This is a genomic window from Actinomadura citrea, assembly GCF_013409045.1.
Taxonomy (GTDB): Bacteria; Actinomycetota; Actinomycetes; order Streptosporangiales; family Streptosporangiaceae; genus Spirillospora; species Spirillospora citrea.
The window spans coordinates 5,893,454-5,915,669 of record NZ_JACCBT010000001.1 but is presented as its reverse complement, the minus strand read 5'-3'; the positions used below and the strand labels follow the sequence as shown (position 1 = coordinate 5,915,669).

The window sequence follows — 22,216 nt, the reverse complement described above, 5'->3', positions numbered from 1 at the left end:
CTCCGCTCATGTGAGGATCAGCACCTCCAGAGTCCTGGGCCCGTGCACGCCCTCCACACGCGACAGCTCGATGTCGCTGGTCGCGGACGGGCCCGACACGAACGTCAGCGGGCGCCGCGGATCGAGCCGTTCGAGCGCCTCCGGCACATCGGCGGCGACCTGGCCGGCGTGGACGACGATCAGGTGGTAGTCGGGCACGAGCGACAGGGCGCGCGGCCCCTGGGCGGCGCCGTGGTCCAGCACGATCGTGCCCGTCTCCGCGACCGCGGCCGCGCAGGCGGTGACCGCCCCGGCGAGACCGTCGAGGGAGGCGACCGACGGGTCGCGCACGAGCGCCGCGCCGGTCGCGGACGTCCACTCCTCCGGGAGGCCGGAGGGGACGCCGTAGGTGCCGGGACGGGCCGCGAGCCGTTCGGCGACGGTCGAGGCGACCTCGGACGCGGCGGCGCGCAGGACGGTCGCGCGGTAGTCGGCGACCCGTTCCGCGAACAGGTCGAGGATCGCGTCCTCGTGGTGGCGGCGCAGGTAGCCGCGGTCGATCCTTTCGTAGGAGGCCGCGACCTCGGCGGCGGGGCGGGCGGGCGCGGCCCGCTCGATCCGGCGCAGGATCTCCTCGCGCGCGTTCACCGTTCCCCCTCCTCGTGCCCGCCGCCGGTCCGGGCCCACCAGGCGCGGAACGACTCGGGCGGCGGCGCGGGCGCGTCCCGCGTCTCGGTCCAGGCGCCCAGCGGCCCGGGCAGCCGCCGGATCCGGCCGCCGCGCGCCACGACGCGGCGGCTCGCGGACGCGGCGCGCTGCGCGAGCGCGAGCCGGGTGGGGGAGCGCAGCGTCCACCCGGCCGCCGTCATCGCCACCCGCTCCAGCGGATGGCGGGGCCCCTTCTCCACGGCGCGGGCCCGCAGGTGCACGAGCACCTCCGGGATGTCGATGGCGACCGGGCACGCCTCGAAGCAGGCCCCGCACAGCGTCGACGCGTACGGCAGCGACGCGTCCACCTCCGACCCGATGCCCCTGATCTGCGGGGACAGGATCGCGCCGATCGGGCCGGGGTAGGGCGAGCCGTAGGCGTGGCCGCCCGCGCGCTGGTAGACCGGGCACACGTTCAGGCACGCCGAGCAGCGGATGCAGCGCAGCGCCTGCCGGCCCACCTCGTCGGCCAGGGTGGCGGTGCGGCCGTTGTCCAGCAGGACGAGGTGGAACTCGCGCGGGCCGTCGCCGGGGGACACGCCCGTCCAGGCCGAGGTGTAGGGGTTCATCCGCTCGGCGGTGGACGAGCGGGGCAGCAGCTGAAGGAACACCTCCAGGTCCCGCCAGCTCGGCACGATCTTCTCCACGCCCATCACCGAGATGAGCGTCTCGGGGAGCGTCAGGCACATCCGGCCGTTGCCCTCCGACTCCAGCACGACGAGCGTGCCGGTGTCGGCCACGGCGAAGTTCACGCCCGACACCCCGACCTTCGCCGACAGGAACTTGGCGCGCAGGTGCCGCCGGGCCGCCTCGGCCAGCTCGGCGGGCGCGTCGGTCAGCCCCTCCGGCGCGTCCTCCATCGCGCGCAGGAAGATGTCGCGGATGTCGGAGCGGTTGCGGTGGATGGCCGGGACGAGGATGTGCGACGGCCGGTCGTCCCCGAGCTGGACGATCAGCTCCGCCAGGTCGGTCTCGTAGGCGGTGATCCCCTCCTCGGCGAGGAACTCGTTGAGGCCGATCTCCTGCGTCGCCATCGACTTGACCTTGACGACCTCGGTCTCGCCGGTCGCCTTCACCAGGTCCGCGACGATCCGGTTCGCCTCGGCCGCGTCGCGGGCCCAGTGCACCGTCCCGCCGGCCTCGGTGACCTTCTCCTCCAGCAGCCGCAGGTAGTGGCCGAGGTTCGCCAGGACGTGGTCCTTGATCTGCTTGCCCGCCTCGCGGAGCGCGGGCCAGTCGTCCAGCTCGGCCACCGCGGCGGCGCGGCGCCCCCGGATCGTGGTGGTGGCGTGCGCGAGGTTCCCGCGCAGCCGCGGGTCCGCCACCGCGCGGCGCGCGGCGTCCGGGAACGACGGCATTCCGAGATAGGTCGGCATCGCGGGCGAGGTCATGCGGGCTCCTCCTCCGTCGAGGCGAGGATCTCGGCCAGGTGGACGGTCCGCACTCCGGCGCGGGTGCGGGTGAGGGCGCCGCCGATGTGCATCAGGCAGGAGTTGTCCGCCGCGCACAGCGTCTCGGCCCCGGTCTCCCGGACGGCGGTGACCTTGTCCGCGCACATCGCGGCCGACACCTCGGCGTTCTTCAGCGCGAACGTCCCGCCGAACCCGCAGCACTCGGCCGCGTCCGGGAGCTCGACCAGGTCGATGCCGCGGACCTCGCGCAGCAGCCGCAGCGGGCGGTCGCCGACGTGCAGCATCCGCAGCGAGTGGCACGTCGGGTGGTAGGTGACGCGGTGCGGGTAGTAGGCGCCGACGTCGGTGACGCCGAGGACGTCCACCAGGAACTCCGTCAGCTCGTACACGCGGGAGGCGACCCCGGCGGCGCGCGGCGCCAGCCGGGGGTGCCAGTCGCGGATCATCGCCCCGCAGGACGCGGACGGCGTCACGACCGCGTCGTAGGGCTCGAACGTCTCCGCGAACCCCTTCACCAGGGGCAGTGCCTGCCGCCGGTAGCCGGTGTTGAGGTGCATCTGCCCGCAGCAGGTCTGCGACTCGGGGAACTCGACGTCGTGGCCGAGGCGCCGCAGCAGCCGCACCACCGCCTTGCCCGTCCCCGGAAACAGCGTGTCGTTGACGCAGGTGAGGAACAGCGCAACTCTCACAGTGCGTGCCTCCCGAGGGCGGGGCCGCCCAACGCGGAGCGGCTGGACTCGCGGACGACCAGCTCGGGCTGGAACATCACCTGCTGGTGGGCGTGCCCGCCCGTCTCGTCGCACTCCTCCAGCAGCAGCTCGGTCGCGATCCGGCCGAGCTGGTAGGTGGGCTGCCGCACCGAGCTGAGCGGGACGGCGGCCGCGGCCGAGAACTCGATGTCGTCGTACCCGATCAGCGCGACGTCATCCGGCACCTTGATCCCGGCCTGCAGCAGGACGCGCAGCACGCCGAGCGCGAGCAGGTCGTTCGCGCAGAAGATCGCGTCCGGCAGCGGCGGGCCGGCCTCCAGCAGCCGCCGGGCCGCCTCCTGCCCGGCCCGGGCGTTCATCGCCCCGACGGCGACCTCGCGCATCGCGTCGCGGCCGAGCCCGGCGGCGCGCACCGCCCGCAGCGCGCCCTTGCGCCGGTCGGCGCACTGGCGCAGCACAGTCGGCCCGGTGACCAGCGCCAGCGTCCGGGCCCCCGCGTCCAGCAGCTCGGCGGCCGCGAGCTCGCCGCCCGCGACGTCGTCAACGGCGACCGAGCACTGGTTGGCGCGGGGCGTCGGGTGGTCGAGCAGCACCACCGGGACGCCCCGCTCGCGCAGCCGGTCGGTGGCCTCGCCGTCGTCGCCGACCGGGGTCAGCAGGACCCCCCGGACGCGCTGCTCGGCGAACACCCGCAGGTTGCGCCGCTCCCGCTCGTCCGACTCGCCCGAGGAGGACAGGATCACCGAGTAGCCGCGCTCGCTCGCGATGTCCTCCACGCCGCGCGCCACGTCGGTGAAGAACGGGTTGGCGAGGTCGAGGACCATCAGCCCGATCGTGCTGCTGTGGCCGGCGCGCAGCGTGGACGCCGAGCCGTTGCGGACGAAGCCGAGATCGCGGATCGCCTGCTCGACGCGGGCGCGGGTGGCCTCGGCGACGCGCTCGGGCCGGTTGAGCACGTTGGACACGGTGCCCGGCGAGACGCCGGCGTGCGCCGCGACCTGCTTGATGCCGACCGTCCGGCCCGGCGGCGCGGAGCGGCCGGTCTCGTCTGCGCCCAATCTGTGTGCCCCCGAGTCGTCCGCTGGTGTGTCGCCGCTCACTTTGGGTCATCCGATTAAAACGTGTCAACCCGGGATCGGGATCAACCGGGCGCGAAACCCGAGCGGCCGGTCCCGGCCGCGATCGACTTCTGAACGTCGCCGACCCTTGTGCGTACGGGCTTTCCGCAGCGTCGGCCGGGGACCGCGGCACATTCCCCTCTTGACGGGTGCTCCGGGTCACATCTAGCGTCCTCCGCAACATCCTGTTAAAACGTTTTTCATCTGTTCTTCACAGACGTCCCCCGCGAGGAGGGCCGCGATGAGTGCACCGGGCCGCTCGGCGCCGCCGACATTGGCACTGGTCAACGTGAGTAAGTCGTTCGGCGCGGTCCGCGCGCTGCAGGGGGTCACCCTGGAGCTCCACGCGGGCGAGGTGCACGCCCTTGCGGGCGAGAACGGCGCCGGCAAGTCCACAGTGGTAAAAACGTTCGCAGGCGTGCACCGCCCCGACGCGGGCGAGGTGCGGGTGGACGGAGAGCCGGTGGCCTTCCACGGCCCCGCCGACGCGCAGGCCGCCGGCGTCGCGGTCATCTACCAGGAGCCCACGCTGTTCCCCGACCTGTCGGTCGCCGAGAACATCTTCATGGGCCGGCAGCCGCGCGGGGCGCTCGGCCGCATCGACCGCCGCGCCATGCACGCCGAGACGGCGCGGCTGTTCGAGCGGCTCGGCGTCGCGCTGGACCCGCAGCAGCCCGCCCGCGGGCTGTCGATCGCCGACCAGCAGGTCGTCGAGATCGCCAAGGCCATCTCCCGGGACGCGCGGGTGCTGATCATGGACGAGCCGACCGCGGCCCTCACCGGCCAGGAGGTCGCGCGCCTGTTCGCCGTCACCCGCAACCTCCAGGAGCACGGCTGCGCGGTGCTGTTCATCTCGCACCGGCTCGAGGAGATCTTCGAGCTGTGCCGGCGGGTGACGACGCTGCGCGACGGCGCCTACGTCGGCACCGACATGGTCGCCGGCATCACCCCCGACGACCTCGTCCGCCGGATGGTCGGCCGCGACCTCGACGCGCTCTACCCCAAGCAGGACGTGACGCCCGGCGAGGTCGCGCTGAAGGTGAGCCGGCTGACCCGCGAGGGCGCCTTCACCGACGTCTCCTTCGAGGTCCGCCGCGGCGAGATCGTCGCGCTGGCCGGGCTGGTCGGCGCCGGCCGCAGCGAGGTCGCCCGCGCCGTCTTCGGCGTGGACCGCTGGGACGCCGGGACCGTCGAGGTCGGCGGGCGCGCGCTTCCGGCGGGCAGCCCCACGGCCGCGATGTCGGCCGGGCTGGCCCTCGTCCCCGAGGACCGCCGCCAGCAGGGCCTGGTCATGGACATGTCGATCGAGCGGAACATGGGTCTCACCCAGCTGCGGACGCTGCGCCGCGAGACCGGGCGCGGGGGCCTGATCTCCCGGAAGGTGGAGCGGGACCGCGCCGCCGACTGGGGCCTGCGCCTCCAGTTGAAGTACGCCCGGCTCAGCGACGCCGTCGGCGTCCTGTCGGGCGGCAACCAGCAGAAGGTCGTGCTCGCCAAGTGGCTGGCCACCGAGCCGGCCGTGCTGATCGTGGACGAGCCGACCCGCGGCATCGACGTCGGCACCAAGGCCGAGGTGCACCGGCTCCTGTCGGAGCTGGCCGCGCAGGACCTGGCGGTACTGATGATCTCCTCCGACCTGCCGGAGGTGCTCGGCATGGCCGACCGCGTGCTCGTCATGCACGAGGGCCGGCTCACCGCCGAGATCGCCCGCGCGGACGCGACCGAGGAGAGCGTGATGGCCGCCGCGACCGGCCGCCCCGGAACCGGAAAGGCGGCCTGAGCCGATGACCGTCCTCACCCAGTCCCCGGCCAGGCCGGAGTCGGGCGGACCGCCGGGCGGCGGGCGCCGCCTCGTCGACATGGTGCTGCGCGCCCGCGAGCTGAGCATCCTCGGCGCGCTCGTCGTCCTCGTCGTGGGCACCACCATCGCCAACCCGCGGTTCATGTCCGGCCAGGGCATGAAGGACATCTTCCTCAACGCCTCGATCCTGGTGCTGCTCGCCGTCGGGCAGAGCATGGTCGTCGTCACCCGCAACATCGATCTGTCGGTCGGGTCCGTCGTCGGGCTCGTCGCGTTCAGCGCCGGGAGGTTCGCCTCCGGCGGGGACCGCAACGTCGTGCTGGTCGTGCTGGTGGGCGTCGGGATCGGCCTGGTCTGCGGGCTCGTGAACGGGCTGCTCGTCAGCTTCTGCCGCGTGCCGGCCCTCGTCGTCACCCTCGGCACGCTGTACGTGATCCAGGGGCTGGACTACCGCATCGCGCACGGTGACCAGATCGGCGCCGCGGACCTGCCGTCCTCGCTGCTGAGCCTCGGCAACGACGGGATCCTCGGCGTCCCCTACCTGCCGATCATCACCGTGGTGGTGATGCTGGCGGTCGGCTACTACCTGCGCTCCTACTCCTCCGGGCGCGAGTACTACGCGATCGGGTCCAGCCCGGAGGCCGCGATGCTCGCCGGCGTGCCGATCCGCCGCCGCGTCCTCACCGCCTACCTGGTCAGCGGCGCCCTCGCCGGGCTCGCCGGGGTGCTGTGGCTCGCCCGGTTCGGCACCGTCGTCGCCGACGCCGCGAACGGCTGGGAGCTGAAGGTCGTCAGCGCCGTCGTCGTCGGCGGCGTCGCCATCACCGGCGGCGTCGGCACCGTGTACGGGGCGGCGCTCGGCGCGCTGCTGCTCACCACCATCGGCAGCGTGCTGGTGGTGCTCAAGGTCAACTCGTTCTGGCAGGACGCGATCACCGGCGTCCTGCTGCTGCTGGCCATCAGCGTCGACCGGCTGCTGGCGCTGCGGGTCACCCGGGCGCTGAAACAGCGGTCCCTGGCGTCGGCCGCGCACCGCGCCGCCGCGCCGGAGAGCAAGGAGGGACGGTCATGAGCCGCCTGATGCGGTGGGAGACCGCCGTCACCGCGCTGCTGGTCGTGGTCTTCGCGAGCGGCGCCGGGTTCTCGCCGGACTTCGCGAACAACGACAACCTGTCGTTCGCGCTGGACGACCTCAGCGAGATCGCGCTGATCGCGCTGCCGATGACGCTGCTGGTCGTGTGCGGGCAGGTGGACCTGTCGGTCGCCTCGGTACTCGGGCTGTGCAGCGCCCTCACCGGCAAGCTGTGGGACGGCGGCATGGCCATCGAGGCGATCATCCCGCTGGTGCTGGTCGTCGGCGTCGTGTGCGGGCTCGTGAACGGCCTGCTGGTGACCAGGCTCGGGCTGCCGTCCCTCGCCGTGACGATCGGCACGATGACCCTCTACCGGGGCCTGGCGTACGTGACGCTCGGCACCGGGGCGATCTCGGAGTTCCCCACCGCCTACACCGACCTCGCGACCTCCTCCATCCCCGGCACCCCGATCCCGTACCCGGTCGCGCTGTTCGCCGTGCTCGCCGCCGTCACCGGCGTCGTCCTGCACGCCACCGGCGTCGGGCGGTCGCTGTTCGCGATCGGCGCGCAGGAGGACGCCGCCTACTTCGCCGGCATCCGGGTCAAGCGCCTGAAGCTGATCCTGTTCGCGGTGTCCGGCCTCGTCGCCGGGTTCGCCGGCATCGTCTTCACGCTCCGCTACGGCAGTGCCCGCGCCGACAACGGTCTCGGCCTGGAGCTCACCGTCATCGCGGCGGTGCTGCTCGGCGGCGTCGACTTCGACGGCGGCAAGGGCACCCTCGGCGGCGTCATCGCGGCCGTGCTGCTCATCGGCCTGCTCCGCAACCTGCTGATGCTCAACGACGTCTCCACCGAGGTCCAGTCGATCGTCACGGGCCTGCTGCTCATCATCAGCGTCCTCACGCCGCGGCTGATCGCCGTGGCGCGCGAGGCCCGAGGCCGGCGGCGGGGCGCGAGACCCGCGGTCCCCGCCGCCGCACCCTGACCACACCGCACGACCACGATCACACCGCACGACCATCCACCCCCGCCCCCCGCCGTATGTCCACCCACCCCGGAGCACGACCCGGAACTGTGAAAGGCACCCTGATGACCATTCGTTTGCGCGCCCCGCGCCGGCTGGCGGCCGCCGCCACGGCGGGCGCTCTGGCCCTCAGCCTGGCCGCCTGCGGCGGGACCACCAAGGACTCCGCGTCCGGCTCGGGGGACGCCAAGTCCGGGGGGAACGCCTCCGCGGACCCGAACGCGCCGCTGAAGAAGGGCCTGAAGCTGGCGTTCCTGCCCAAGCAGGTCAACAACCCCTACGAGACCATCGTCGACAACGCCGGCATCGCGGCGACCAAGGAGTTCGGCGGCGAGGCCAAGGAGGTCGGCCCGTCCGACGCCTCGGCGTCCTCGCAGGTCTCCTACATCAACACGCTGATCCAGCAGCGGCACGACGCGATCCTCATCGCCGCCAACGACGAGAACGCGGTGTGCGGGCCGCTCAAGCAGGCGCGGTCCAAGAACATCAAGATCGTCGCCTACGACTCCGACACCAACCCCGCCTGCCGTGACGTGTTCATCAACCAGGCGAGCTCGGAGGAGATCGGCCGCAGCGAGGTCAAGCTGCTCGCCGAGCAGATCGGCTCCGAGGGCGAGATCGCGATCCTGTCGGCGACCGCGAACGCCACGAACCAGAACACCTGGATCAAGTTCATGCAGGACGAGCTGAAGAAGCCCGAGTACTCCAAGATGAAGCTCGTCAAGGTGGCCTACGGCGACGACGACGACCAGAAGTCGTTCCAGCAGACCCAGGGCCTGCTGCAGGCGTACCCGAACCTGAAGGGCATCATCTCGCCCACCACGGTCGGCATCGCCGCCGCCGCGCGCTACATCTCCGGCTCCAAGTACAAGGGCAAGGTCGCGCTGACCGGCCTCGGCACCCCCGACCAGATGCGCAAGTTCGTCAAGGACGGCACGGTCAAGGGATTCGAGCTCTGGGACCCGAAGAACCTCGGCTACCTCGCCGCGTACGCGGCGGCGGCGCTGTCGTCCGGGCAGATCACCGGCGCGCAGGGCGAGAAGTTCAAGGCCGGCAAGCTCGGCGAGCGCTCGATCGGCGCCAACGGCGAGGTGATCCTCGGCCCGCCGACGGTGTTCGACGCCAAGAACATCGACCAGTACCACTTCTGATTCTGAACGAAGCGAACCGGGGGGGTGGGGGGTCGCCCCCCCACAAGGAGACGATCCCTCCATGTCTGGAAGCACGAAGCGCGTCTGCTTCCTGCTGAAGGTCAGGCAGGACCGCCTGGAGGAGTACAAGCTGCGCCACCAGGCGGTCTGGCCCGACATGCTCAGCGCTCTGCGCGACACCGGCTGGCACAACTACTCGCTGTTCCTGCGCGAGGACGGCCTTCTCGTCGGCTACCTGGAGACCGACGACTTCGAGGCCGCCCAGGAGGCGATGGCCCGCACCGAGGTGAACGCGCGGTGGCAGACGGAGATGGCGCCGTTTTTCGAGGACCTCGACGGCCGCCCCGACGAGGGGATGCGGACGCTCCCAGAGGTCTTCCACCTGGACTGACCAGGTGACGGAGAGAAGAGAGGCAAGCGTGAACGACACCAGCGCGGTGAAGGACGCCCTGCGCCGCCAGCAGATCGAGACTCCCTCGTGGGCGTACGGGAACTCGGGGACCCGGTTCAAGGTCTTCGCCCAGCGGGGCGTGCCGCGCACCCCGCGGGAGAAGATCGACGATGCCGCGCAGGTGCACCGGTTCACCGGCGTCGCGCCCAGCGTGGCGATCCACATCCCCTGGGACCGGGTGGACGACTACGCCGCGCTGGCCGCCCACGCGAAGGAGCGGGGCGTGCGGATCGGGGCGGTGAACACCAACGTCTTCCAGGACGACGACTACATGCTCGGCAGCGTCACCAACCCCGACCCCGCCGTCCGCCGCAAGGCCCTCGACCACCTGCTCGAAGCGGTCGACATCATGGACGCCACCGGGTCCAGCGACCTGAAGCTGTGGTTCTCCGACGGCACGAACTACCCGGGGCAGGACGACATCCGCGACCGGCAGGACCGGATGGCCGAGGCCCTCGCCGCCGTCTACGAGCGGCTCGGCGACGACCAGCGGTTCCTGCTGGAGTACAAGCTGTTCGAGCCGGCGTTCTACATGACCGACCTGCCGGACTGGGGCGCCTCCTACGCGCACTGCCTGAAGCTCGGCCCGAAGGCGCAGGTCGTGGTGGACACCGGCCACCACGCGCCCGGCACCAACATCGAGTTCATCGTGGCGTTCCTGCTGCGCGAGGGGAAGCTCGGCGGGTTCGACTTCAACTCCCGCTTCTACGCCGACGACGACCTGATGGTGGGCGCCGCCGACCCGTTCCAGCTGTTCCGGATCATGTACGAGGTGGTGCGCGGCGGCGGCTACGACGCCGAGACGGGCGTGGCGTTCATGCTCGACCAGTGCCACAACATCGAGCCGAAGATCCAGGGCCAGATCCGCTCGGTGATGAACGTCCAGGAGGCCACCGCCAAGGCGCTGCTGGTGGACGCCGCCGCGCTGCGGTCGGCGCAGCGGTCCGGTGACGTGCTGGAGGCGAACGCCGTGTTCATGGACGCCTACAACACCGACGTCCGGCCCCTGCTCGCCGAGTTGCGCGAGGAGATGGGCCTGCACCCGGATCCGGTCGCCGCCTACAAGGCGTCGGGCTACTACGAGCGGATCGCCGAGGAGCGCAAGGACGGCCAGGCGGCCGGCTGGGGAGCATGAGCGTCCTTCCACGCCGCACCTGAGGCCACGCACGCACACATGAGGAGATATCCGATGACCGCCACTCCACCCGAGGTGGAGCATCTGCTGGAACGCGCCAACACTCTCGGCTCGGATCCGCGCAACACCAACTACGCGGGCGGCAACGCGTCCGCGAAGGGCACGGTCACCGACCCCGTGACGGCCCGCGACGTCGAGCTGATGTGGGTGAAGGGCTCGGGCGGCGACCTCGGCACCCTCACCGAGAAGGGCCTGGCCGTCCTGCGGCTGGACCGGATGCGCGCCCTCGTGGACGTCTACCCGGGCGTCGAGCGCGAGGACGAGATGGTCGCGGCGTTCGACTACTGCCTGCACGGCAAGGGCGGCGCCGCGCCGTCCATCGACACCGCCATGCACGGCCTCGTGGAGGCCGCGCACGTCGACCACCTGCACCCCGACTCCGGCATCGCGATCGCGACGGCCGCCGACGGCGAGGAGCTGACGCGGCGGATCTTCGGGGACCGGGTGGCGTGGGTGCCGTGGCGGCGTCCCGGCTTCCAGCTCGGCCTGGACATCGCCGAGATCAAGCGCGCCAACCCCGGTGCCATCGGGGTGGTCCTCGGCGGGCACGGCATCACCGCGTGGGGCGAGACGAGCGAGGAGTGCAAGGCCAACTCCCTCGACATCATCCGCACCGCCGAGGCCTACATCGCCGAGCACGGCAGGGCCGACCCGTTCGGCGAGGTCGTCCACCCGGCGCTGCCCGAGGACGAGCGGCACGCGCGCGCCGCCGCGCTGTTCCCGCTCATCCGGGGCCTGGCGTCCACGGACCGGCCGCAGGTCGGGCACTACACCGACGGCGAGGCCGTCCTGGACTTCGTGTCCCGCGCCGAGCACCCCCGGCTCGCCGCGCTCGGCACGTCCTGCCCGGACCACTTCCTGCGCACCAAGGTCGCGCCGATGGTGCTGGACCTGCCGCCGGACGCACCCCTCGACGACGCCAAGGCGCGCCTGAGGGAACTTCACGCCGCCTACCGCGAGGAGTACGCCGCCTACTACGACCGGCACGCCGGCCCGGACTCGCCGCCGATGCGCGGTGCGGACCCGGCGATCGTGCTGGTGCCGGGCGTCGGGATGTTCTCCTTCGGGGCGAACAAGCAGACCGCCCGGGTCGCCGGCGAGTTCTACGTCAACGCGATCAACGTGATGCGCGGCGCGGAGGCGCTGTCGTCGTACGCGCCGATCGACGAGGCGGAGAAGTTCCGCATCGAGTACTGGGAGCTGGAGGAGGCCAAGCTGCGCCGGATGCCGGCGCCGAAGCCCCTGGCGTCCCGCGTCGCGCTCGTCACCGGCGGCGGTTCCGGCATCGGCGCCGCCACCGCCCGCCGCCTCGCCGCCGAGGGCGCCTGCGTCGTCGTCGCCGACCGGGACGTCGCGGCGGCCGAGAAGGTCGCCGCCGAGATCGGCGCCACCGCGGCGCGCGCCTCCGACGTCGCCGTCGCCGCCGGTGCGGACGTGACCTCGGAGGACGAGATCACCGCGGCCGTCCGGGAGGCGGTCCTGGCGTTCGGCGGCGTGGACCTCGTCGTCAACAACGCCGGCCTGTCCATCTCCAAGCCGCTGCTGGAGACGACCGCCGCCGACTGGGACCTGCAGCACGACGTCATGGCGCGCGGCTCGTTCCTGGTCTCCCGCGAGACCGCCCGCGTCATGGTCGAGCAGGGGATGGGCGGCGACATCGTCTACATCTCGTCCAAGAACGGCGTGTTCGCCGGGCCGAACAACATCGCCTACGGCGCGACCAAGGCCGACCAGGCGCACCAGGTGCGGCTGCTGGCCGCCGAGCTCGGCGAGCACGGCATCCGCGTCAACGGGGTCAACCCGGACGGGGTCGTGCGCGGCTCCGGGATCTTCGCCGGCGGCTGGGGCGCCAAGCGCGCCGCCGTGTACGGCGTCGAGGAGGAGAGGCTCGGCGAGTTCTACGCCCAGCGGACGCTGCTCAAGCGCGAGGTGCTGCCCGAGCACGTCGCCGCCGCCGTCTTCGCCCTCACCGGCGGGGACCTGACCCACACCACCGGACTGCACGTCCCCGTGGACGCCGGCGTCGCCGCCGCGTTCCTGCGCTGAGGAGGACCCGCCCCGTTCGAAGAAGGCCGGCCGGCGGCCCGGACCGCGCGGCCGCGGCGCTCACCCCGCCGCGTCCGTGCCGTCCCCACCCGGGCCGCCGGCCGTCCCTGCTGGGCCCGCTCGACCAAGTGAACCCGAAGGGATAACGATGCCGCCGGCTGAGAAGTTCGCGCGCCCCAACGTGTCCGTCGTCACCTCCCTGGCCCTGGGCCCCGCACCGGGCGGATCCGGCGTCGGCGGGCATGTCCCCATGGACGGGGCGTCTGCCGGGCGCCACACCCTCACAGCCCGTTAGGAGAGGACAAGCAATGGCAGACACCACAGCACCGCCGGTGAAGGTCGGCCTCGTCGCCGGCGGGCTCGGCGCCTACTGGCCGCAGTTCCCCGACCTGCTGCCGCAGCTCAAGCGGTCCGCCGAACGCGTCTCGGAGCGGATGCGCGGGCTCGGCGCCGAGGTCGTCGACGTCGGGTTCATCTCCGACGCGCAGGAGGGCGCGGCCGCGGCCGAGCGGCTGCGGGCCGCGGGCTGCGACATCATCGTCGGCTTCCTCACCACCTACATGACCGCGACGATGTTGGTCCCGGTGGCGCAGCGGGCCGACGCGCCCGTCCTGCTGATCAACCTGCAGCCGACCGAGTCGATGGACCACGCCACCTTCGACACCGGCCAGTGGCTCGCCTACTGCGGCGCCTGCCCGCTGCCGGAGATGGCGAACGCGTTCGCGCGCTGCGGCGTCCCGTTCCGCTCGGTGTCGGGCTACCTGGAGGACGAGCGCGCCTGGGCGCGGATCGGCCGCTGGGTGCGCGCCGCCGGGGTCCGCGCGGCGCTGCGGCGGGGCCGGCACGGGCTGATGGGCCACCTGTACCCGGGCATGCTCGACGTCTCCACCGACCTCACGCTCGTCAGCGCCAACTTCGGCGGGCACGTCGAGGTGCTGGAGTTCGACGACCTGCGGGTCCGGGTCGAGAAGGTCACCGATGCCGAGACGGCCGCCAAGAAGGCCGAGGCGGAGAAGATCTTCGAGCTGGACGCGTCCGTCAACGACGACGACCTGACCTGGGCGGCCCGCGTCTCGGTCGGCCTCGACCGCCTCGTCGAGGACTTCGGGCTCGACAGCCTGGCCTACTACCACCGCGGCCTGGACGGCGAGGTGCACGAGCGGCTGGGCGCCGGGATGATCCTCGGCGCGTCGCTGCTCACCGCGCGCGGGATCCCGGCGGCCGGGGAGTACGAGCTGCGCACCTCCCTGGCGATGCTGGTCGCCGACCGGCTCGGCGCGGGCGGCTCCTTCACCGAGCTGCAGGCGCTGGACTTCCACCGCGGCCACGTCGAGATGGGCCACGACGGGCCCGCGCACCTGGCGATCAGCGCCCGCCGCCCGCTGCTGCGCGGCCTCGGCGTCTACCACGGCAAGCGCGGCTACGGCGTGTCCGTCGAGTTCGACGTCAAGCACGGCCCGGTCACCGCGATCGGGATCATCCAGCGCCGCGACGGCCGGTTCGCGTTCGCCGCGTCCGAGGGCGAGACCGTGGACGGGCCGCTGCTGCGGATCGGCAACACCACCTCCCGCGTCGACTTCGGCTGCGACCCCGGCGAGTGGACCGACGCGTGGTCGGCCACCGGCATCTCCCACCACTGGGCCCTCGGCACGGGCCACCGCGTCGCCGACCTGAAGGCCCTCGCCGACCTCCTGGAGATCGAACTGGTCCACGTGAACCCCTGACGGAACCCTCACGACGCGACGCCGCCACCCCCCACCCCCCCGCGCAGTTCCGAAGGATGTCCCGTCATGCCCAAAATCCCCCTACTACGCGGTGCCGCGTGCGCTGCCGCCCTCTGCCTCTCGCTCACCGCCGTCACCGCCCTGCCCGCCCGCGCGGACGCCTCCGGGCTGCGCGCCACCGGACTGCGGACGGACGCGCTCGACGACCCCATCGGCATCGACGACACGACGCCCACCCTGAGCTGGCGCCTATCGGCCCCCGGCCGCGGCTCCGCCCAGGCCGCCTACCAGGTGGTCGCGGCGACGTCCCGGGACCGGCTCGGCAGCGCCGACCTGTGGGACTCCGGCAAGGTGTCCTCCGGCGCAGCCGACGCCGTCTACCGGGGCACGGCGCTCACCTCCCGCCGCCAGGTGTGGTGGCGGGTCCGGGTCTGGGACGGCTCGGGGCACGCGTCGGGCTGGAGCGCCCCGGCCCGGTTCGAGACGGGCCTGCTCGCCAAGGACGACTGGTCCGCCAGGTGGATCGGCGACGAGCGCTGGCTGAACCGGGCGCCGACCCCCGCCACCGTCGCGCTGCCCGCCGGGACCAAGGCCCGCCACCTGCGGCTGGACGTGACGAAGCTGGGCCTGCCGGTCAAGGAGGGCGCCTCGCTGCTGTCGCGGCTCCAGCTCGCCGAGATCGAGGCGCTCGACCCGTCCGGGGCGAACGTGGCGAAGGGCGCGAAGGTCACCGCGTCCGAGGTCCGCGAGTACCCCGGCAAGTGGATGCCCGAGTTCGTCGCCGACGGGTCCCTCACCACGCAGAAGGCGCCGTTCGGGTACACCAGCCCCGCCTACGGCTCCCAGGACCCCGGCCACCACGTCTGGCTGCAGCTCGACCTCGGCGCCGTCAAGGACGTCGCGACGGTCAAGCTGTACCCGCGCACGGACCTGATGACGAGCGACGGCAGGACGCCGAACTTCCCCGTCGACTACACGCTGCAGACCTCCGACTCGGCGGACGGCCCGTTCGCCACGGCCAAGACCGTCACCGGTCAGGAGCCTCCGCCCGCCTACCAGACGGACCTGCCCCGGCTGCCCCTGCTCGCCCGGCAGTTCTCGCTGAAGGACGAGGTGCGGTCCGCGCGGCTCTACATCACCGCGCTCGGCATCTACGACGCCACCCTCAACGGCCGCCCGGTGAGCGACGCGGTCCTGGAACCGCCGAACACCGACTACCGCAAGCGCGCCGAGTACGCGGCCTACGACGTCACGAAGCTGCTGCGGCGCGGCGGCAACGCGATCGGCGTCCGGCTCGGCAACGGCACCTACAACGTCACCTCCACCAGCGACCGCTACACCAAGTACGTCGGGACGCAGGGCGCGCCGAAACTGCTCGCCCAACTGGAGGTCACCCTCGCGGACGGGACGACCGCCCGGGTCGCGACCGACTCGTCCTGGCGCACCGACCTGGGCCCGACCACGTTCACGCACTGGTACGGCGGTGAGGACGAGGACGCCCGCCTCGCCCGCAAGGGCTGGGACGAGCCATCGGCGGACCTGGCGTCCTGGCGCCCGGCGGCCGAGGCGCCCGATCCCGGCATCGCGCTCACCGCGCGCATGTCACCGGCGATCGTGCCCGTCGGCCGCCGCAGGACCGTGAAGGTCACGCAGCCGAAGAAGGGCACCTACGTCTTCGATCTCGGAGAGAACATCGCGGGCTGGCCGCAGATCCGGGTCCGCGGCCCGCGCGGGACGGAGCTGGCGCTCAAGCCGGGGGAGCGGCTCGGCGCGGACGGCCTCGTCGAGCAGGGCACGATGATCGCCGGCGGCGCGCAGCGCCCCCCGATCGAGGACCACTACACCCTCTCCGGTGAGGGCACCGAGACCTGGCATCCCCGCTTCGTCTACCACGGCTTCCGCTACCTCCAGGTGACGGGCCTGCCGTCCGCGCCGGACGCGGACACCGCGTCGGCCGTCGTGCTGCGCGCGGGCAACGCCTCCGCCGGATCGTTCGAGAGCTCCGACCTGCTGCTGAACGGCATCCACACGATCATCGACCGGTCGATCCAGGGCAACATGTTCAGCATCCTCACCGACTGCCCCGACCGGGAGAAGCTCGGCTGGCTGGAGGAGACCCAGCTCGTCCAGGGGTCGGTCACCCGCAACTACGACGTCGCGGCCTACTACCCGGCGCTGCTGCGCAACATGGCCGAGGCGCAGACCTCCGACGGGCTCGTCCCCGACATCGCGCCCGAGTACGTCCAGTTCTCCGGCGGCGTCCGCGACGACCCCAACTGGGGCAGCGCCATCATCCTGGCCGCCTGGCAGCACTACCGCACCTACGGCGACATCCGCCCGCTGCGCGACTTCTACCCGAACATGCAGCGCTACCTGGACTACCTGACCTCCAAGGCGAAGGGGAACCTGCTCGACTACGGCCTCGGCGACTGGGCCGCCGTCGACAAGACCACGCCGCGCGGGATCGCCGCGACCTACGGCTACCAGCGCAGCGCCGCCGCGCTCGCCTCCGTCGCCGGACTGCTCGGCAGGGACGACGACGCCGCCCGCTACCGCAGGCTCGCGGGCGACATCGCGGGCGCCTTCAACGCCGAGTACCTGGACGAGGCCGGTCACACCTACGGCTCGGGCAGCCAGGCAGGGGACGCGTTCGCGCTCGACCTCGGCATCGTCCCGGAGGCGAACCGGCAGGCCGTCCTCGACCACCTCGTCGCCTCCATCAAGGGCAAGGGGTACCACCTCACGGTCGGTGAGATCGCCCTGCCCGCGCTGTTCCGGGTGCTGTCGGCGGCCGGGCGCGACGACGTCATCCTCGGCGTCGCGCAGCAGGTCACCGACCCCAGCTACGGCTACCAGGTCGTGCACGGCGCGACCGCGCTCACCGAGTACTGGGACGGCCCGACCGGCTACGGCTCCCAGAACCACTTCATGCTCGGCGCGATCGACGAGTGGTTCGGCGCCGGGCTCGCCGGGATCGGCCAGGCCGCCGACTCGGTCGCGTTCGGCAGGCTCGTGGTCCGGCCCGCCGTCGTCGGCGACCTGACCCGCGCCTCCTCCGACTACCGGACGCCGCGCGGCACGGTCTCCAGCGCGTGGCGCCGCTCCGGGCACGACCTGCGGCTCGACGTGACCGTCCCGCCGGGCGCCCCCGCGCGCGTGGAGGTGCCGCTGCTCGGCGCCGCCGGCGCCAAGGCCCCGGCGGGCGCCCGGTCCCTCGGCGTCCAGGACGGGCGCGCCGTGTACGAGGTCGGATCCGGGTCCTGGACGTTCACCGTCCGCACCCTCGGCTCCGTGCGACAGGACCGGACCCAGCTCGCCGTCGAACCCCCCTTCGGTGCCGACGTCCCCGTCATCGACGGCGAGTCCTCGAAGGCCCGATTCCGCGTCACCAACCTTGAGCGCCGCGCCGTCACCGTCCCGGTGAAGGCCGCCGCGTCGGACGGCTTCACCGCCGCCGCCCCGGAACGGGTCACGATCCCCGCGGGCGGCTCCACCGAGGTCCCGGTCACGATCGGGCGCACCGGCGGCGCGACGGACGGGACCGTCACCCTCACCGTCGACGACGAGAGCGTGCGGGCTCCGGTGCGCGTCACCGGCAACCTGGTGCGCGTCGCCGAGATGTCGGCCTCCAGCACCCACAGCGGCTCGTCGCCGATGTGGACCAACGACGGCGGCACCGACTCGGGCGTCTGGCTGAACGGCGTCGGCGGCTGGAACGACGACACCGCCGGGGACTTCCCCGACACCCTCACCGCCACCTGGGACGAGCCGCGCCGCGTCGGCCGCGTGAAGGTCTTCACGCTCGACGACCCGGCGCACCCGGCGGCCAAGACCGGCATCCGCGACTTCGACCTCCAGGCCCGGGTGGACGGGACGTGGACGACGGTCGCGACCGTCACCGGCAGCACCGCCGGGACGGTCGAGAAGACCTTCGCGCCCGTCCGGGCGTCGGCGCTCCGGCTCCTCGTCCACGACTCCAACGACCACAACTACAGCCGCGTCATCGAGCTGGAGGGCTACGCCTCATGACCCATTCCAAGGCCCGGCTGGTCGCGCTGCCGGCGGCCGCGCTCCTGGCCCTGTCCGGGCTCGCGATCGCCGGGGCGGCCGAGGCCGCTCCGCCGTCGGGGCCGGACGCGCCGGCCCTGACCCGCGGGACCTTCGCCGACCCCCCGGCGTCCGTGCGGCCCAAGTACCGCTGGTGGCAGCCGCTGGCCCACACCGACGACGAGGAACTGGCCGACGAGCTCGAACAGATCAGGAAGGCGGGCGGCGGCGGAGCCGAGGTCGCCCCGTTCAGCGTGGAGGGCACCGGCAACAACTCCCCGGAGTTCCTGAAGACCTACGGCTGGGGCACCCCGCTGTGGGCGCAGAAGACCCGGACGATGCTGGCCGCGGCCAAGTCCAAGGGGCTCGGCCTTGACTTCACCATCGGCCCCCGCTGGCCCGCGACCGTTCCCACTGTGAACGACGTCAACGATCCGAGCGCGCAGCAGCAGGTCGTCTTCTCCCACGAGTTCCGCAAGGGCGGCACCAGCAGGTCCGGTGCGCTGCCGGCCAACTTCAACGTCGCGCCGCCCGCCGGCGCGAAGAAGACGCTCATCGCCGCGCTCGTCGCCAAGTGCTCCGACGCCGACTGCGCCACCTCCACCGGCTCGCGGATGCTGGATCGCGCCGGCGTCACCGACGTCACCTCGAAGGTGGACGCGCAGGGCGGCCTCACGGTCGACTTCCCCGGCGACGGCGAGAGCACCTACGCGCTGATCGCCTTCTACCAGACGCCCAGCGGGCAGTCCCTTTCCGGCTACACCGCGACCGGCACCAACTACGCCCTCGACCCGTTCAGCGAGGCCGGCGCGAAGGCGACCACGGACTTCTACGACGAGCACATCCTCACCCCCGACGTGCGGAAGCTGCTCGCCCAGATGGGCGAGAGCGACCTGTTCGAGGACTCGCTCGAACTGGGCACCACCCAGAAGTGGACGTCCGAGCTGGTCGACCAGTGGACGAAGCGGCGCGGCTACTCCCCGGTCGAGGTGCTCCCCGCCCTGGCGGGCGCCGGCGACCAGGGCATCACCGACAAGCCGTTCTTCGACTTCGGCGGCGGCGTCGGCGCCCGGGTCCGCACCGACTACCGGCAGACCCTCAGCGACCTCTACATCCGCAACCGGCTCGACGTGCTGCGCGAGTGGGCCCACAAGCACCACATCAGCACCCGCATCCAGCCCTACGGCATCCCGGTGGACGTCGCGGAGGCCGCCTCGCACGTCGACGTGCCCGAGGGCGAGTCCCTGGCGTTCGGGCAGTCGGTCGGGGCCTACAGCAACGTGCAGGACTACCGGGTCGTCGCCACGGGCGCACACGTGTCCGGGCAGCCGGTGGTGTCCGACGAGTGCTGCGCCTTCTCCGGCTCGGTGTGGGGCTCGACGGCCGGCGCCGGATCGGACGCCTCGAACCTCCAGGCGGTCTACCGGGGCCTCGCCGGCGGCGTGAACCAGGTCGTCTGGCACGGCTTCCCCTACCTGAGCAGGGGACCCGCGGGCGCCGGGCCGCAGTCGGCCTGGCCCGGCATGACCTACGGCGGCAACACCTCCTACTCGGAGGCGTTCGGTGACAAGGGCGGCCCGAACTGGGCCGACTACCGCGCGGTCAACGACAACCTGGCCCGGATGCAGCTCGTGCTGCGGCAGGGCAAGCCCCGGTTCGACCTGGCCGTGTACTGGCAGGACTTCGGCATGAACGGCACCGGCACCACCGGGAGCGGGTCGAACAAGCTGATCCAGAGCTCCTCGGCGCTGGCGTCGGCCGGATACACCTACGAGTACCTCAGCCCGGCGCTGCTCCGCCGCAAGGACGCCGCCTACTCCCGCGGCGCCCTGTTCGGCGACCGCTCCGCCTACCACGCGGTGCTGCTGAACGACCAGAAGACGATGCCGGTGGACGCCGCGGAGAAGCTGGTGCGGCTGGCGCGGCAGGGGCTGCCCGTCGTCATCGTCGGGGACGTGCCGAGCACCGTGCCCGGTGGCGGCGACGCCGTGCGGCAGGACGCGCGGCTGAAGTCGGCGATGACCGAACTGCTCCGGCAGCGCGGCGTGGTGCGGGTCGCGAGCGAGGCGGACGCGCCGGACGCGCTGCGGCGCCTGCGCGTCACGCCGGCCGCCACTCCGCACGACGGCTCGGGCGCGATCCTCGACGTGCGCCGCCAGGCGGGCTCCACCGACTACTACTACCTGTACAACCAGACGAACACCGCGACCGCGCAGAAGATCACCCTGACCGGCGACGGCGTCCCCTACCGGCTGGACACCTGGACCGGCAAGATCACCCCGATCACCGACTACACGTCCGGCCACGGCACCGTCACCGTCCCGGTCCGGCTGGCCGGAAACGACGCCACGGTCATCGCGGTCACGCCGCGGCACGACGCCACCTTCACCGGCGGCCCGCACGGCCCCCGCCCGCCGGGCGGACAGCGTGCGGCGGCCGTCCCGCAGCCGGTGAAGCTCGACGAGTGGTCGCTGGCGGTGGACTCCTGGGGCCCCGGGCCCTCCGGCAAGCCCGGTGACACCGCGCACAGGGCGCTCGGGCCGGTCACGGTGAAGGCCGGGGCGGGCGGCGCGCTGCCCGCCTGGTCGGCGATCACCAAGGCCAACGGCTATCCCGTGGACCTCGCGGACGTCTCGGGCGTGGGCACCTACACCGCGCACGTCACCCTGGACGACGGCTGGAAGGGCATCGACGGCGCCGCACTCGATCTCGGAACACCGGTGGACACCGTCCGCGTGAACGTCAACGGGCATGATCTTCCGCCGCTGAACCAGGCGGACCTGCGGCACGTCGAGGTGGGCCGGTACCTGCGGCCCGGGGCCAACACGATCACCGTGCGGGTCGCCTCCACGCTGCTCAACGCGGTCCGCGCCGCGCCCGGCACCGGGGCCTCGTCGCGGGCGCCGATGGACTACGGGCTGTTCGGCCCCGCCACCCTCACCCCGTCCGGCGGCGACCGGCCGGTGCTGACCGTCGAGGCGCTCGAACCGGAGCTGCCGCTGGCGGACGGCGGCTACAACCGCGCGACCGTGCTGGTCACCAACGCCTCCGGGCGCGCGGCCAACGTGACGGTCGCCGCGTCCGCCGCCGAGGGGATCAGCGCCGAGCCGGAGCGGGGCCGCGTCACGGTTCCCGCCGGCGGCTCGGTGACGGTGCCCGTCGGGCTGCGCGACAAGGGGGTCGCGTCCGGCGCCAGCACCCTGAAGCTGACCGCGCGCAGCGACGCCGGGCCGTCCGCCGCCACGGCGGTGACCCTGCGGCACTCCGGTGACCTCGCCCTCAACCCGGGCGGCACGCCGTTCCCGCGGGTGGTCGCCGACGCCGGCCAGGACCGGTACCCCGCCAAGCTCGCCGTGGACGGATCGCCGAGCACGTTCTGGGTGTCGTGGGGCCGCGCCGCAGGCCAGGGACCGACCCCCGCCGACCCGGTGCGCTACGGGGTCGACTTCGGCGCGCCGGTCGAGTTCGGCTCGGTCGTCGTGGGCGGGCGCTCCAACTACGGGCCGCGCGACTACGGCGTCCAGGTCTCCTCCGACGGCCGGACGTGGCGCACCGTGGCCACCGCCGCGGACACGCCCAAGGAGGGCGGGACGACGACCTTCGCCAAGGTCAGCGCCCGCTACGTGCGCCTGGACATCACCAGAAGCTGGGACGGCGTCGGCGCGAACGTCCAGATGAGCGGGTTCTCGGTACGGCCGTAGGACGGAAGGGCCGGGGCGGACGACGCTTAAGGCGGGCGCGGTCCGCCCCGGCCCCGTCCGGCGGGTTCTGCAAGCC

General features: G+C 72.8%; 14 protein-coding genes. 10 read left to right on the top strand and 4 right to left on the bottom strand.

Annotated features, from left to right (window positions below; genetic code table 11):
• Positions 1-6: 6 nt before the first annotated feature.
• From BJ999_RS27395 to BJ999_RS27380, 4 genes are read right to left on the bottom strand one after another with little or no spacing between them, the layout of a single operon-like run.
• Positions 7-627 (bottom strand): LutC/YkgG family protein, encoded by a 621-nt coding sequence (locus BJ999_RS27395; protein ID WP_179835935.1) that lies wholly within the window; start codon positions 625-627, stop codon positions 7-9.
• A complete protein-coding gene (locus tag BJ999_RS27390) occupies positions 624-2,078 on the bottom strand; it encodes a LutB/LldF family L-lactate oxidation iron-sulfur protein (RefSeq protein WP_179835934.1) in 1,455 nt (484 codons plus the stop codon). The genes BJ999_RS27395 and BJ999_RS27390 overlap by 4 nt, the downstream gene beginning before the upstream one ends.
• Positions 2,075-2,788, bottom strand: coding sequence for a (Fe-S)-binding protein (locus tag BJ999_RS27385; RefSeq protein ID WP_179835933.1), 714 nt, complete (start codon positions 2,786-2,788; stop codon positions 2,075-2,077). The genes BJ999_RS27390 and BJ999_RS27385 overlap by 4 nt, the downstream gene beginning before the upstream one ends.
• Positions 2,785-3,867: a LacI family DNA-binding transcriptional regulator gene (locus tag BJ999_RS27380; RefSeq protein WP_179835932.1), complete on the bottom strand. Its 1,083-nt coding sequence runs from the start codon at positions 3,865-3,867 to the stop codon at positions 2,785-2,787. The genes BJ999_RS27385 and BJ999_RS27380 overlap by 4 nt, the downstream gene beginning before the upstream one ends.
• Before the next feature lie 301 nt (positions 3,868-4,168).
• On the opposite strand from BJ999_RS27380, the gene BJ999_RS27375 reads away from it, so the two are divergent.
• From BJ999_RS27375 to BJ999_RS27330, 10 genes are all read left to right on the top strand, one after another.
• The gene (locus tag BJ999_RS27375) at positions 4,169-5,707 is read left to right on the top strand and encodes a sugar ABC transporter ATP-binding protein (RefSeq protein WP_179835931.1); all 1,539 of its coding nucleotides are present in this window, start codon (positions 4,169-4,171) and stop codon (positions 5,705-5,707) included.
• A gap of 4 nt (positions 5,708-5,711) precedes the next feature.
• Positions 5,712-6,800, top strand: a complete 1,089-nt coding sequence (locus BJ999_RS27370) for an ABC transporter permease (protein WP_179835930.1) — start codon at positions 5,712-5,714, stop codon at positions 6,798-6,800.
• Positions 6,797-7,786 carry an ABC transporter permease gene (locus BJ999_RS27365; RefSeq protein ID WP_179835929.1) on the top strand — a complete coding sequence of 330 codons (990 nt, stop codon included), beginning with the start codon at positions 6,797-6,799 and terminating at the stop codon, positions 7,784-7,786. The genes BJ999_RS27370 and BJ999_RS27365 overlap by 4 nt, the downstream gene beginning before the upstream one ends.
• Positions 7,787-7,890: 104 nt before the next feature.
• Complete coding sequence (gene rhaS, locus BJ999_RS27360) at positions 7,891-8,976, top strand: rhamnose ABC transporter substrate-binding protein (protein ID WP_179835928.1); 1,086 nt, start codon at positions 7,891-7,893, stop codon at positions 8,974-8,976.
• A 61-nt stretch (positions 8,977-9,037) separates the two neighbouring features.
• Entirely contained in the window at positions 9,038-9,367 is a 330-nt protein-coding gene (locus BJ999_RS27355) for an L-rhamnose mutarotase (RefSeq protein ID WP_179835927.1), read from the top strand.
• Positions 9,368-9,395: 28 nt separating this feature from the next.
• Complete coding sequence (gene rhaI / locus BJ999_RS27350) at positions 9,396-10,562, top strand: L-rhamnose isomerase (protein WP_179835926.1); 1,167 nt, start codon at positions 9,396-9,398, stop codon at positions 10,560-10,562.
• 54 nt (positions 10,563-10,616) lie between these two features.
• Complete coding sequence (locus tag BJ999_RS27345) at positions 10,617-12,668, top strand: bifunctional aldolase/short-chain dehydrogenase (protein ID WP_179835925.1); 2,052 nt, start codon at positions 10,617-10,619, stop codon at positions 12,666-12,668.
• A gap of 308 nt (positions 12,669-12,976) precedes the next feature.
• Complete coding sequence (locus tag BJ999_RS27340; protein ID WP_179835924.1) at positions 12,977-14,392, top strand: L-fucose/L-arabinose isomerase family protein; 1,416 nt, start codon at positions 12,977-12,979, stop codon at positions 14,390-14,392.
• Between the two features lie 66 nt (positions 14,393-14,458).
• A complete protein-coding gene (locus BJ999_RS27335) occupies positions 14,459-18,421 on the top strand; it encodes a family 78 glycoside hydrolase catalytic domain (RefSeq protein WP_179835923.1) in 3,963 nt (1,320 codons plus the stop codon).
• Positions 18,418-22,140, top strand: coding sequence for a glycosyl hydrolase (locus BJ999_RS27330; RefSeq protein ID WP_179835922.1), 3,723 nt, complete (start codon positions 18,418-18,420; stop codon positions 22,138-22,140). The genes BJ999_RS27335 and BJ999_RS27330 overlap by 4 nt, the downstream gene beginning before the upstream one ends.
• Positions 22,141-22,216: the final 76 nt, after the last annotated feature.

Excerpts from the sequence above, each read along its gene's own strand:
- BJ999_RS27390 (WP_179835934.1), bottom strand. The coding sequence starts at position 2,078 with ATGACCTCGCCCGCGATGCCGACCTATCTCGGAATGCCGTCGTTCCCG.
- BJ999_RS27375 (WP_179835931.1), top strand. The coding sequence starts at position 4,169 with ATGAGTGCACCGGGCCGCTCGGCGCCGCCGACATTGGCACTGGTCAAC.
- BJ999_RS27370 (WP_179835930.1), top strand. The coding sequence starts at position 5,712 with ATGACCGTCCTCACCCAGTCCCCGGCCAGGCCGGAGTCGGGCGGACCG.
- BJ999_RS27365 (WP_179835929.1), top strand. The coding sequence starts at position 6,797 with ATGAGCCGCCTGATGCGGTGGGAGACCGCCGTCACCGCGCTGCTGGTC.
- rhaS (WP_179835928.1), top strand. The coding sequence starts at position 7,891 with ATGACCATTCGTTTGCGCGCCCCGCGCCGGCTGGCGGCCGCCGCCACG.
- BJ999_RS27355 (WP_179835927.1), top strand. The coding sequence starts at position 9,038 with ATGTCTGGAAGCACGAAGCGCGTCTGCTTCCTGCTGAAGGTCAGGCAG.
- BJ999_RS27345 (WP_179835925.1), top strand. The coding sequence starts at position 10,617 with ATGACCGCCACTCCACCCGAGGTGGAGCATCTGCTGGAACGCGCCAAC.
- BJ999_RS27340 (WP_179835924.1), top strand. The coding sequence starts at position 12,977 with ATGGCAGACACCACAGCACCGCCGGTGAAGGTCGGCCTCGTCGCCGGC.
- BJ999_RS27335 (WP_179835923.1), top strand. The coding sequence starts at position 14,459 with ATGCCCAAAATCCCCCTACTACGCGGTGCCGCGTGCGCTGCCGCCCTC.
- BJ999_RS27330 (WP_179835922.1), top strand. The coding sequence starts at position 18,418 with ATGACCCATTCCAAGGCCCGGCTGGTCGCGCTGCCGGCGGCCGCGCTC.